An 11,876-nucleotide genomic window follows, 5' to 3' on the forward strand; every position below is an offset into this window, starting at 1 on the left:
TGTCACGTCGTCAGGACGCACCGCACACCGCGAGGACGTGCCAGAAACAACAGCGACGGGCGTCGACGCGCGCGATGAACGGCTTGGACGTCTCTTCGCTTCCTGCGCGACGGCCGTAGATGAAGGCGTCCGCGCCGAGCTCCTCGACGAGGTCGACCTCGACGGCGATGCCCTGGCCGTCGGGAGCGATCTCGAGGTCCTCGGGACGGATGCCGATGGTGACCGTGCTCTGATCGGTCTCCGAGAGGGTCGAGCGATCCACGGGGACCACGACGCCACCGAACTCGGCACCCTGATCGGTGAGGTTGGTGTCGAACAGGTTCATGGCGGGGGAGCCGATGAAGCCGGCGACGAACACGTTGTTCGGGTGGTCGTACATGCGGCGCGGGGTGTCGAGCTGCTGCAGAACGCCGAAGTTCAGCACTGCGACGCGGTCGCCCATGGTCATGGCCTCGGTCTGGTCGTGGGTGACGTAGACCGTGGTGACGCCGAGGCGGCGCTGCAGCGACGCGATCTGAGTACGGGTCGCCACACGCAGCTTCGCATCGAGGTTCGACAGGGGCTCATCCATGAGGAACACCTGCGGCGAACGGACGATCGCGCGGCCCATGGCCACACGCTGGCGCTGACCACCGGAGAGCGCCTTGGGCTTACGGTCGAGGTACTCGGTGAGGTCGAGGATCTCGGCGGCGTCCTCGACGCGCTTGCGGATCTCGGCCTTCGGGTTGCCGGCGATCTTCAGGGCGAAGCCCATGTTGTCGGCGACCGTCATGTGCGGGTACAGCGCGTAGTTCTGGAACACCATCGCGATGTCGCGGTCCTTCGGCGGGACGTCGGTGACGTCACGATCGCCGATCAGGATGCGGCCTGCGTCGATCTCCTCGAGGCCTGCGAGCATGCGCAGCGCGGTCGACTTGCCGGAGCCGGAGGGCCCGACCAGCACGAGGAATTCGCCATCCCCGACTTCGATGTTGAGGTTGTCGACCGCGGGACGTTCCTGTCCCGGGTAGACGCGCGAGGAATTATCGAACGTGACTGTTGCCATGGTGGTTCTCCTTCACCGGCAGGTACGTGCCGGACGGTCCGTTGTGAAGTGATACGTGGCCGAGTGGATGTCGCTCCCACGAGGGGTGCTTCATCGCACTGGCTCGATAAAGTGTAGCCCAGCTCTCATCTGGATGGGTGCACAGGGCGAGGCGTGTCTCACGTCTCGGGACTCTGTCGCCCGCGGGAGCCTCTCCGCCGCTCCGCCCCCGCTCCGCCCCCGCTCCTCCGCCGCTCCGCCGTCCGTGTCCGACGCCCGTGCGAGACTCTGCGCAATCCACGGACGGCCTCGTCGACTGGAGCGCGCCCAGTGCGCTCGGGCTGCGGGATACTGGCGATGTGGACATCACTGAGCTGACTCGGAAGATCCTGGACCGCCGTGCGAAGGAGGGCGACCCCCTGCGGATAGTGCAGGCAGGCCATCCCGCGCTGCGGAGGAAGGCCGTGACCGCTGTGGGGCGGATCGACGTCGGGCTCCTGCTCGAGCTCGCCGAGGCGATGACGATCACGATGCACAAGGCGCCGGGCGTGGGGCTGGCAGCTCCTCAGGTCGGCCTGCCGCTGCGGTTCTACGTGGTCGAGGACTCCTTCGCGGCGGAGGAGGGGGAGGACCCGGACGACGATCTGCTGGAGCGGCGCCCGCTCGCTCTGCGCGCCCTGCTGGATCCCGTCGTCGAGCTGCTCGGAGAGCAGCGGGTCTACGCCTTCGAGGGGTGCCTCTCGGTAGACGGCTGGCAGTCGATCGTGCCGCGCTCACGACGGGTGCGACTGCGTGCGACCGAGCTGCTGCCCGACGGCCGGCTGCAGGAGATCGACGAAGAGCACGTGGGGTGGACGGCCCGCATCTTCCAGCACGAGACCGACCACCTGGGCGGCACCCTGTGTCATGACGTCTCCGTGCCCCGCTCATTCATGGAGGCCGGATACACCGCGCACTACGCCGACCTCGGAGAGGCGGTGCGTCGGCTCGGGCTGACCGGCGAGATCGCCGAGCTCGGCGACGGCGAGGTCATGATCGGCTGAGCGGGCACAGTCCGAAGAGCCAGCAGTCCAAAGAGTCTTCAGACTGGCGCCCCACGAGGCGGTACCTTGACCCTGTTCATGACCCCACAGAACGGAGCTGACGGTGGCACAGAGCGACCCGAGCATCCCGCGCGATGACCAGAACGGCCCGGATGCGCTGCCCGCAGATGGCGAGCTCGCCGAGCAGATCGACGAGCGCTGGCTGGCACTGATCGATGCCGCGCTGAAGGTGCAGGCCCCGCTCGCGCACAGCTACGTGCACAAGCTTCGCCAGAAGCACCCCGAGGAGACCGATCGGCAGCTGCTCGAGCGCGTCACGAAGCGATTCACCACGCTGACCACCGCCGCCGGAGCGGGGATCGGCGGCGTCGCGGCGCTGCCCGGGCTCGGCACCGCGGCAGCGCTCGGCCTGACCGTCGGCGAGGGAGTCACCTTCGCCGAGGCCTGCGCCTTCCTCACCCTTGCCGCGGCGGAGATCCACGGCGTCGACATGACCGACAAGAGCACCCGCCGCCTGGTGCTGATGGGCGTGCTCGGCGGCGAGCGCGGCACCGAGATCATCGCCAAAGCGATGGGCAAGCAGGGGCTGCAGTGGCACTCCGTCCTCAACGGCGGAGGTGGCTTCGTGCCCGGCCTGATCAGCAAGCAGGTCTCGCGCTATGTGCGCCGCCGGGTGGTGGCGCGGACCGGCAAGCTGTGGCTGATGCGGCTGCTGCCCTTCGGCATCGGAGCCGTCATCGGGGGGCTCGGCGCCCGGGCGGTGTCGAAGTCGGTCGTCGAGGCGATGCTCGAGATCTTCTCCCAGGAGCTGACCCTCGAGGGTGAGCTCGCAGGAGAGCAGAGCGCGCTGGACGCCTGAGCACCGCGCCGTACCGCGCCGGGCACAGCTCAGTGCTCGTGCGCGGACGATGCGCACGAAGTGAATTTGGGCCCCGCGAAGGGGACGAGGACGAGAAACCAGAAGAGGGCCGACCCGCTCGGGTCGGCCCTCTTCTGGACGGTGGCGACGGGGGCGGCGTCGCCCCCGGACGCTCACATCTCCTGCGTGAAGGCGTTCGCGTGCTCAGTGCCGACGGCGCGACGGTAGGAACGACGGATCTCCGCCTCCGCAACGCTGCGGCCCTCCCAGTGCGCGCCCTCGACGCTCTTGCCCGGCTCGAGGTCCTTGTAGACCTCGAAGAAGTGCTGGATCTCCAGGCGGTGGAACTCGCTGACGTCGGTCAGCTCCTGGCGGCGCACCTGACGCTGGTCGCCGACCGGCACCGCGATGATCTTGTCGTCACCGCCGGCTTCGTCCCGCATGCGGAACATGCCGAGCGCGCGGCAGCGGATCAGGCAGCCGGGGAAGGTGGGCTCCTCGAGCAGCACCAGGCAGTCCAGCGGATCGCCGTCCTCGCCGAGGGTCCCCTCGATGAAGCCGTAGTCGTCCGGGTAACGCGTGGCGGTGAACAGCATCCGATCGAGCCTGATCCGACCGTTGTGGTGGTCCACCTCGTACTTGTTGCGATTCCCGCGAGGGATCTCGATGGTCACATCAAATTCCACGACAGCCGCTCCATTGCTCCGGCCCCGTGGGCCTCTGGTAATGACCCGGACACCATATCGTGGGGTCATGGCCCTGAGAGCAACGGAACGCATCTGGCGCACCACCGCGATCGTGATGTGCGCGGCGGTGCCCACGAGCTTCTACATGCTCGGGGACCTCACCGACGCCTTTCCCGGGGTGCTCACCGTCGCTACGGTCGACGAGGGCCCGGCCTCCGGACCGCGTGCCGTGGCGGAGGACTGGGAACGTCTCGGAGCCTCCGAACTGCTTCCCCCCATCGATCGCAGCGGTGACCCGGTGGACCCGGCTGACCTCGAAGGACGCATGGCTGCGGGAGCCCTGCTGCCCGTGGTCGACAGCGGATTGGCGTTCAGCGTGGTCGATGCCGGGACCGGTGAGGTGCTCGCAGAACGGGAGGCCGACGTCGCGCTCGTGCCCGCCTCGACGCTGAAGATGCTCACCGCCGCCGCGGTGCTGCGCCGATACAGCGGCGACGAGGTGCTCACCACCCGAGCCGCCGTGCAGGACGGCGTGGTGACCCTGATCGGCGGCGGTGACATGACTCTCAGCGAGGAGGAGCTGCGCGATCTCGCGATCCGGACTGCCGAGCTGGCCACGAGCCAGGGCACGACGCAGGTCTCGGTGGTCCTCGATGACACCTATCTCGTCGGCGGCGCCAATGAGGCCTGGGGGAACAACGGCCCCGCCGGCGGGTGGGTGACTCCCACCGCCAGCCTGGCGCTGGAGGGCGGCTGGCTCGACGGGCAGCAGTACGGCGCCAAATCCACCGACCCTGCCGGGGATGCGGCGCGCCGCTTCGCCGAACTGCTGGTCGAGGCGGGTCTCGAGGTCACCGGGACGCTCTCCGAGGGCGTGGCGCCCGAGGACGTGCCATCGGTCGAGATCCATTCCGAGCCGCTCGCGGAGATCGTGCGCCACACCCTGCTGATCTCCGACAACACCACCGCGGAGCTGCTCGCGCACCTGGTCGCGCTCTCCCGTGGCGAGGAGACCACGCCGGTGGGGGCGGCCGCCGCCGTCGAGGCCGAGATCCGAGATCTGGCTGCGGAGATCGGGGTGCCGGACACGGACCTCGCCGCGCTCGAGCTGCATGACGGCTCGGGACTCTCTCGCCAGAACCGGGTGCCGCCCGCCCTGTTCTCGGCGGTGCTGGCCGAGGTGGCCTCCGGAGAGGTGCCCAGGCTCGAGCAGATCCTCTTCGACGTCCCGATCGCGGGTCTTTCGGGCACGCTTGCCGACCGCTTCCACGCCGACGGCACTGAGGATGCGAGCGGCCTGGTGCGCGGCAAGACCGGCTATCTCGGCGGTGCCGCCACCCTCGCCGGAGTGGCCGTCCTGCCCGACGGTCGCACCGTCGGCTATTCGATCGTGGTGCACGGCTTCGACGGCGCGGACGCCGCCGCGGCCCGCGCCGCAGTGGACCAGGTCGCCGCCGAGATCGTGCAGGTCGACTGATGGCCGGCCCGCCCCCGGTGATCGCCCGCGCCCGCACCGCCGTGCGCGCCTCGCTGACCGCGCGCATCGAACAGCTCGCCGATGACACCGCCGTCGGCCATCTCGCCCCTCGACTGCTGGTCGGGCTCAGCGGGGGAGCCGATTCCCTCGCCCTGCTGGCGACGACCGTCTGGGTGGGCTCGCGGATGGGCCTGGAGACGGAGGCGGCGATCGTCGACCACGGTCTGCAGGAGGGGTCGGCGGAGGTCGCCGAGCGAGCCCTGATCCAGGCGCAGCAGCTCGGCGCCGAAGGGCAGGTGCTGCGCGTGCAGGTCGATGCCGACGCACCCGGCGGAATCGAGAATGCGGCACGAACCGCCCGCCACGACGCCCTGGAGTCTGCGCGGGAGGAGCGAGGAGCGCTCGCCCTGCTGATGGCGCACACGCTCGATGACCAGGCCGAGCAGGTGCTGATGGGGATCGCCCGAGGAGCGGGCCCTCGGGCGTTGGCAGGGATCCCGCGCACGCGGGGCGCTCTGCTGCGTCCCTTCCTGGGCACCGGACGCGACGAGCGCACGGCACTGCGGCGCAGCGACACCGAGGAGATCTGCCGCCTCCACGACCTCCAGTGGTGGGAGGACCCGATGAATGCGGACCCCACCCTGCTGCGCTCACGGGTACGGCATCAGGCACTCCCGCTGCTGCGGGAGATCCTCGGTGAACAACTCGACGAGAACCTGGCCCGCAGCGCCGACCTGGTGCGCCCTGATGTGGATCATCTCGACCGGGAGGCGCAGGCACTGCTGCCCTCGCTGCGACGCGACGGGGGAGAGCTGCGCGAGGACGGCGATCTGCTGCTCCTGGATGTGCACGCCCTGGCCGCCGCCCCGGCGCCCTTGCGCACCCGGGTCCTGCGCGACGCCACGCGTTCCGCTGACCGCGCAAAGCCGCAGGGCGGCAGCACCGGCGGATCCTCGAAGTCGCTGCTCCGACGCCAGGTGCTCGCGATCGATGCGCTGGTGGTCTCATGGCACGGTCAGGCAGCGGTGCCCGTTCCAGGTAGGATCGAGGTCGCTCGCCGCGACGGCCTGTTGGTGTGGCGCCGCCTCGATCCGTGATCCGCGGCGGACGCACCCCACCACGTTCCATGGAGGAGATCCGCGTGCCCCAGACGCACCCCCACCCCGATGTCGACCGCGTGCTGCTGGACGAGCAGCAGATCCGCGAACGCCTCGCCGAGCTCGGTCAGCAGATCGCCGAGGACTATGCGGATGAACCGCCGGTCCTCGTGGGCGTTCTGCGCGGCGCGGTGATGGTGATGGCGGATCTCGCCCGCCAGATCGACCTCAAGGTCGAGATGGACTGGATGGCCGTCTCCTCCTACGGCTCGGGCACCAAGTCCTCGGGCGTCGTGCGCATCCTCAAGGACCTCTCCGGCGACATCACCGGGCGCAACGTGCTCATCGTCGAGGACATCATCGATTCCGGGCTCACCCTGAAGTGGCTGCTGTCCAACCTGCGCTCACGGGGTCCCAAGAGCGTCGAGATCGCCGCACTGCTGCGCAAGCCCGAGGCGGCGCGGGTGGAGATCGACGTGAAGTACGTCGGTTTCGACATCCCCAACGAATTCGTCATCGGCTACGGGCTCGACTATGCCGAGAACTACCGCAACCTCCCCTACGTGGGCGTCCTCGCGCGCTCGATCTACGAGGACTGATCCCATGGCAGATTCCCCCAAGTCCAAGAGCTCCGGCGGCAAGAAGCGTCGCCCGTTCACCGGGCTGGCGCTGTGGATCATCGTCGCCCTGCTGCTGGGCATGGCGATGTTCTCCCTGTTCGGCCGCGACGGCTATCAGCAGATCGACACCCAGCAGGGACTCGAGCTGCTGGCCGGCGGCACTGTCGAGCAGGCGAAGATCATCGACGGCAACCAGCAGCGGGTCGACCTGGTCCTGACCGAGGACTTCGTGGACGGCGAGGAGAACAAGGGCACCGAGGTGCGCTTCTCCTACGTCGACGCGCGCGGTGAGGCCGTGGTGCAGGCCGTCGAGGACGCGGCTCCGGCCAAGGGGTACACGGACGAGATCGCCAGCAGCTCCTGGTGGTCCACCCTGCTGCTGTCCTTCCTCCCGCTGCTGATCTTCATCGGCCTGTTCTGGTTCCTGATCATGAACGCCCAGGGCGGCGGCAAGGCGATGCAGTTCGGGAAGTCCAAGGCCAAGCTGTTCAACAAGGAGGCCCCCAAGGTCACCTTCGCGGACGTGGCAGGCGCCGAGGAGGCCGTCGAGGAGCTCGACGAGATCAAGCAGTTCCTCGTCGACCCCGGGCGGTACCAGGCAGTCGGCGCGAAGATCCCCAAGGGCGTGCTGCTCTACGGCCCGCCCGGCACCGGCAAGACCCTGCTGGCCAAGGCCGTGGCAGGCGAGGCGAACGTGCCCTTCTACTCGATCTCCGGCTCGGACTTCGTGGAGATGTTCGTGGGCGTCGGCGCGAGCCGCGTGCGCGACCTGTTCAACACCGCCAAGGAGAACTCTCCGGCGATCATCTTCATCGACGAGATCGACGCCGTCGGCCGCCACCGCGGTGCTGGCATGGGCGGCGGTCACGACGAGCGCGAGCAGACGTTGAACCAGATGCTGGTGGAGATGGACGGGTTCGACGAGAACCAGAACGTCATCCTCATCGCCGCCACCAACCGCGTGGACATCCTGGATCCCGCGCTGCTGCGACCGGGACGGTTCGACCGCCAGATCGCTGTCGAGGCCCCCGATATGAAGGGCCGCCTGCAGATCCTCGGCGTGCATGCCAAGGGCAAGCCGCTCGCGCACGACGTCGACCTCGAGCACGTCGCCAAGCGCACCATCGGCATGTCCGGTGCCGATCTCGCGAACGTCCTGAACGAAGCGGCGCTGCTGACCGCACGCTCCGGCAACCAGATCATCGACAATCGCGCCCTGGATGAGGCGATCGACCGTGTCTCCATGGGGCCGCAGCGCTACTCGAAGGTGATGAGCGAGCGTGAACGTCAGATGACCGCGTACCACGAGGGCGGCCACGCCCTGGTCGCGGCGGCCATGAACAACTCCGCCCCCGTCACCAAGGTGACGATCCTGCCGCGCGGCCGCGCCGGCGGCTACACGATGGTGGTCCCCACCCAGGACCGCAACTACCAGTCCCGCAACGAGCTGCTGGATCGGCTGGCCTACGCGCTCGGCGGCTACGCGGTGGAGGAGAGCATCTTCCACGACGTCACCACCGGTCCCAGCTCGGATCTGCAGAACGCCACCAAGATCGCCCGCACCATGGTGATGCAGCTCGGGATGAGCGACGCCGTGGGCCAGGTCGCCCTGGCCGGCGAGCAGGACGAGGTGTTCGTGGGGATGCAGCAGGGGCAGGCCCCCCGCTTCAGCGCAGAGACCGCGAGCCTCGTGGATCAGGAGGTCCGGATGCTGCTGGACACCGCGCTGGACGAGGCCTGGGCCGTGATCGTGGAGAACCGTCACGTGCTGGACCGCCTGGTGGAGGAGCTGCTCGAGCGGGAGACCCTCAACGAGCACGAGCTCGCCGTGATCTTCCGCGATGTCAAGAAGCAGCCGCCGCGCGAGGTCTGGGTCTCCAGCGCCGAGCGTCCCGCGCTGGCCGCGCCGTCCGTCGGGGCGACGATCACCGCGACCGGTACCGAGGCGCACGACGCCGGGGAGCCACTGCAGCCGGGCGCCCCCGAGCTGCCGCACCCCGGTGGTGAGGGCCCGCAGATCCCGGGCGCCCCGCAGGGTGGTGCCCCCGGAGAGGGCGGCACCGGCTACGGCTACGGCAGCACTGACTACGGCAGCACCGAGGGGACGGAGCGCTGAGATGAGCGTGGACCAGCCCCGGATCGAGGCCGCTGTGCGGGAGATCCTCGCCGCGATCGGTGAGGATCCCGACCGTGACGGGCTGCTCGAGACCCCAGCCCGGGTGGCGCGGATGTACTCGGAGGTCTTCTCGGGCCTCACGCAGGATGCCCGTGAGCCCCTCTCGACCACGTTCGACATCGAGCACCAGGAGCTCGTGCTGGTGCGCGACATCGCCTTCTACTCGATGTGCGAGCACCACCTGCTGCCCTTCCATGGCGCAGCCCACGTCGGATACATCCCCGGCAGCGGCGCGGTCACCGGGCTCAGCAAGCTCGCCCGGCTGGTGAACGTCTACGCCCGCCGGCCCCAGGTTCAGGAGCGGCTCACCACCCAGATCGCCGACGCGCTGATGGACGAGCTCGGCGCCGACGGGGCGATCGTGGTGATCGAGGCCGAGCACATGTGCATGTCGATGCGAGGAGTGCGCGCGGCCGGCGCCCGCACCGTCACCAGCGCCGTGCGAGGAATGCTGCGCGACAGCCCCAGCACCCGTGGCGAGGCCATGGCCCTGATCAACAGGGCGTGAGCGAAGTGAGCAGCACGCCCCGCCGCCCCTCCGGTCTGCCTGAGCGGCTGGACATCGACGACACCCTGGTGATGGGCGTCCTGAACGTCACCCCGGACTCGTTCTCCGACGGCGGCGCGCACGACGATGCGCCCGCCGCGATCGCCCACGGCCTCCGACTGGTCGACCAGGGCGCCGCGATCGTGGATGTCGGCGGGGAGTCCACCCGTCCCGGCGCACCGCGCGTGGACGAGGACGAGGAGCTGCGCCGGGTGCTCCCGGTGGTCGCAGCTCTCGCGGAGAAGGATGTCGTGGTCAGCGTCGACACCATGAGGGCCTCCGTCGCGGCGGCGAGCGTGGAGGAGGGGGCGCTGATCGTCAACGACGTCTCCGCCGGACGTGCCGACGTGGACATGGGCCGCGAGGTGGCCCGGCTCCGCACCCGCCTGGGCACCCCGCCGGTCTTCATCGCGATGCACTGGCGCGGGCACAGCGACGTGATGAACGAGCTCGCCGTCTACCGCGATGTGGCGCGCGACAGCGCGGCCGAGCTCGCCGAGCGGCTCGCCGCCCTGCGCGAGGCGGGGGTGGAGGACAGCTTCCTGGTCGCCGACCCGGGCCTGGGCTTCTCCAAGACGGGAGAGCAGAACTGGGAGGTGCTGGCCGACTGGCCGACGCTGAGCTCCCACGGACTGCCGCTGCTCATCGGGGCGTCCCGGAAACGATTCCTCAGCGCGCTCGGAGTGGATCGCGACCTGGCGACCGCTGCCATCAGCGCCTACAGCGCGGAGCACGGCGCCTGGGCGGTACGCGTGCATGACGTCGAATCCTCGGTCGCCGCAGTGACAGTGGGCGACCGTCTGCGTCGGAGCATCCGACGATGACGGCGCAGCCCGTCCAGCCGGGCACCGGCCCGGGGCGACTGGACCGCATCGAGGTGGCTGGAATCAGAGCCTGGGCGCACCACGGGGTGCTCGAGGAGGAGAAGCGCCTGGGCCAGCAGTTCGAGGTCGATGTGACGCTCCATCTCGACACCGCGCCCGCGGGTGCCACCGACGCGCTCTCTCGCACCGTGAACTACGCCGAGGTCGCGGCAGCGGTGCACGAGGAGATGACCGGCGGCCCCTACGACCTGGTCGAGACGCTCGCAGAGCGGATCGCCACACGGATCCTGACGGACACCGGACATCCCCTGGTACGGCGTCTCGGAGTCCGAGTTCATAAGCCATCCGCCCCCGTCGGGCTGCCCGTCGGCGCCGTCACCGTGAGCATCGAGCGGGACGCCCCGCCGATCTCGGCCGTCCTGGCGCTGGGGACCAACCTGGGGGAGCGGGAGAAGCACCTGCAGGGCGCGCTCGCCCACCTGGCCGCGACGGACGGCATCGACGTGGCCTGGACCGGGCCGGTGCTGGAGACCGCGCCCGTCGGCGGGCCCGCGGAGCAGGGCAGCTTCCTGAACTCGGTGATCGGGGTGCGCACGGTGCTGGGCCCCTTCGCGCTGCTCGAGGCGGCGCACCGTGCGGAGCATGCCGCTCATCGGGAACGCCTGGTGCGCTGGGGCCCGCGCACTCTCGACGTGGACGTCATCACCTACGGCGACTGGGTGAGCGAGGACGCGCAGCTGACGGTCCCGCACCCACGCGCCCACGAGCGAGCCTTCGTCCTCGCTCCCTGGCACGCCGCCCGCCCGCAGGCGCAGCTGCCGGGGCACGGACCGGTTGACGCTCTGCTGGCCCGTGCTGCGGACCTGGGAGGACTGCGACCGGGGCCGGTCGTCGAGGGGTTCGGAATCTCGTGAAGCCGTTGAACGTGCCGGTCCTGGTGCTGATCCTCGTGATCGGTGCGGGTTTCGGGGCGCAGATGCTCGAGGCCTTCGCCTCCCGTGGCCATTCGCTGCCGATCGCAGGCTGGCTGACCACGCTGGTGCTGCTGGCGCTGGCGGCGGTGCTGCTGGTGCACGGCCTGCCGCTGCGTCGCTACATGCTCGAGAGCCAGCAGCGCAAGGAGCACCCCAGCTTCGCCCCTCGCCGCCACCAGATCGATCTGCCCACCGCCTATCGCACGGTGCTGCTGGCCCGTGCCTGCGCATACACCGGCACGGTGGTCGGGGGGATCTTCGCTGGTCAGGCGTTGTTCCTGCTCCTGACCGGGACTGGCGACCCGCTGCTGGGGGTCCTGCCCACTGCTGCCGCGGCGATCGCCGGGATCGTGCTCGGCGTGCTGGGCGTGATCGTCGAGCACTGGGGCCAGCTGCCGCCGGAGGACGGCGAGGGCTCAGCGGAAGGCGCAGGCGCTGGCAGCTGAGCCCTGCGTCTACGTGGACGCTCCGTCCGTGTCGACTTTCGACGGATCAACTTCCTCCCACGGTGGGCGCGGCGAGTGGCCGCGGGATGACACGATGGTGCCC

Annotated in this window: 12 protein-coding genes; 10 read left to right on the forward strand and 2 right to left on the reverse strand. The window is 69.7% G+C overall.

Translation table 11 applies throughout. The features are described 5' to 3' along the window. Nucleotides 1-10: 10 nt before the first annotated feature. Nucleotides 11-1,045: an ABC transporter ATP-binding protein gene (locus ACT3SQ_RS11280; RefSeq protein ID WP_444502577.1), complete on the reverse strand. Its 1,035-nt coding sequence runs from the start codon at nt 1,043-1,045 to the stop codon at nt 11-13. A 338-nt stretch (nt 1,046-1,383) separates the two neighbouring features. On the opposite strand from ACT3SQ_RS11280, the gene ACT3SQ_RS11285 reads away from it, so the two are divergent. Beyond that, nucleotides 1,384-2,067, forward strand: a complete 684-nt coding sequence (locus ACT3SQ_RS11285; RefSeq protein WP_441445480.1) for a peptide deformylase — start codon at nt 1,384-1,386, stop codon at nt 2,065-2,067. A 103-nt stretch (nt 2,068-2,170) separates the two neighbouring features. Then, nucleotides 2,171-2,926: a hypothetical protein gene (locus ACT3SQ_RS11290; RefSeq protein WP_441445479.1), complete on the forward strand. Its 756-nt coding sequence runs from the start codon at nt 2,171-2,173 to the stop codon at nt 2,924-2,926. 173 nt (nt 2,927-3,099) lie between these two features. On the opposite strand, the gene ACT3SQ_RS11295 is transcribed toward ACT3SQ_RS11290, so the two are convergent. Beyond that, the gene (locus tag ACT3SQ_RS11295) at nt 3,100-3,612 is read right to left on the reverse strand and encodes an inorganic diphosphatase (RefSeq protein WP_442332112.1); all 513 of its coding nucleotides are present in this window, start codon (nt 3,610-3,612) and stop codon (nt 3,100-3,102) included. Nucleotides 3,613-3,679: 67 nt separating this feature from the next. On the opposite strand from ACT3SQ_RS11295, the gene ACT3SQ_RS11300 reads away from it, so the two are divergent. The 8 genes from ACT3SQ_RS11300 (at nt 3,680) to ACT3SQ_RS11335 (ending at nt 11,773) form a co-directional block, all read left to right on the forward strand. Then, complete coding sequence (locus ACT3SQ_RS11300) at nt 3,680-5,089, forward strand: D-alanyl-D-alanine carboxypeptidase/D-alanyl-D-alanine-endopeptidase (RefSeq protein WP_441445477.1); 1,410 nt, start codon at nt 3,680-3,682, stop codon at nt 5,087-5,089. Beyond that, nucleotides 5,089-6,186, forward strand: a complete 1,098-nt coding sequence (gene tilS, locus ACT3SQ_RS11305) for a tRNA lysidine(34) synthetase TilS (RefSeq protein ID WP_441445476.1) — start codon at nt 5,089-5,091, stop codon at nt 6,184-6,186. Before ACT3SQ_RS11300 ends, tilS begins: the two co-directional genes overlap by 1 nt. A 44-nt stretch (nt 6,187-6,230) precedes the next feature. Next, entirely contained in the window at nt 6,231-6,785 is a 555-nt protein-coding gene (gene hpt, locus ACT3SQ_RS11310) for a hypoxanthine phosphoribosyltransferase (RefSeq protein WP_441445475.1), read from the forward strand. Between the two features lie 4 nt (nt 6,786-6,789). Next, nucleotides 6,790-8,922 (forward strand): ATP-dependent zinc metalloprotease FtsH, encoded by a 2,133-nt coding sequence (ftsH, locus tag ACT3SQ_RS11315; protein WP_441445474.1) that lies wholly within the window; start codon nt 6,790-6,792, stop codon nt 8,920-8,922. 1 nt (nt 8,923) lies between these two features. Continuing rightward, nucleotides 8,924-9,490, forward strand: coding sequence for a GTP cyclohydrolase I FolE (folE, locus tag ACT3SQ_RS11320; protein ID WP_441445473.1), 567 nt, complete (start codon nt 8,924-8,926; stop codon nt 9,488-9,490). Nucleotides 9,491-9,561: 71 nt separating this feature from the next. Further along, nucleotides 9,562-10,353: a dihydropteroate synthase gene (gene folP, locus ACT3SQ_RS11325; protein WP_441445482.1), complete on the forward strand. Its 792-nt coding sequence runs from the start codon at nt 9,562-9,564 to the stop codon at nt 10,351-10,353. Then, complete coding sequence (folK, locus tag ACT3SQ_RS11330) at nt 10,350-11,267, forward strand: 2-amino-4-hydroxy-6-hydroxymethyldihydropteridine diphosphokinase (protein WP_442332113.1); 918 nt, start codon at nt 10,350-10,352, stop codon at nt 11,265-11,267. The genes folP and folK overlap by 4 nt, the downstream gene beginning before the upstream one ends. Then, on the forward strand, nt 11,264-11,773 hold the full coding sequence (locus ACT3SQ_RS11335; protein ID WP_441445471.1) for a DUF3180 domain-containing protein: 510 nt from the start codon (nt 11,264-11,266) through the stop codon (nt 11,771-11,773). Before folK ends, ACT3SQ_RS11335 begins: the two co-directional genes overlap by 4 nt. Nucleotides 11,774-11,876: the final 103 nt, after the last annotated feature.

Source organism: Brachybacterium sp. AOP42-C2-15 (genome assembly GCF_052377065.1).
Taxonomy (GTDB): Bacteria; Actinomycetota; Actinomycetes; order Actinomycetales; family Dermabacteraceae; genus Brachybacterium.

What these genes read in the sequence shown, in the direction of transcription:
- tilS (WP_441445476.1), top strand. Translation starts at nt 5,089, where the DNA reads ATGGCCGGCCCGCCCCCGGTGATCGCCCGCGCCCGCACCGCCGTGCGC.
- folP (WP_441445482.1), top strand. Translation starts at nt 9,562, where the DNA reads ATGGGCGTCCTGAACGTCACCCCGGACTCGTTCTCCGACGGCGGCGCG.
- ACT3SQ_RS11300 (WP_441445477.1), top strand. Translation starts at nt 3,680, where the DNA reads ATGGCCCTGAGAGCAACGGAACGCATCTGGCGCACCACCGCGATCGTG.
- ACT3SQ_RS11280 (WP_444502577.1), bottom strand. Translation starts at nt 1,045, where the DNA reads ATGGCAACAGTCACGTTCGATAATTCCTCGCGCGTCTACCCGGGACAG.
- folE (WP_441445473.1), top strand. Translation starts at nt 8,924, where the DNA reads ATGAGCGTGGACCAGCCCCGGATCGAGGCCGCTGTGCGGGAGATCCTC.
- folK (WP_442332113.1), top strand. Translation starts at nt 10,350, where the DNA reads ATGACGGCGCAGCCCGTCCAGCCGGGCACCGGCCCGGGGCGACTGGAC.
- ftsH (WP_441445474.1), top strand. Translation starts at nt 6,790, where the DNA reads ATGGCAGATTCCCCCAAGTCCAAGAGCTCCGGCGGCAAGAAGCGTCGC.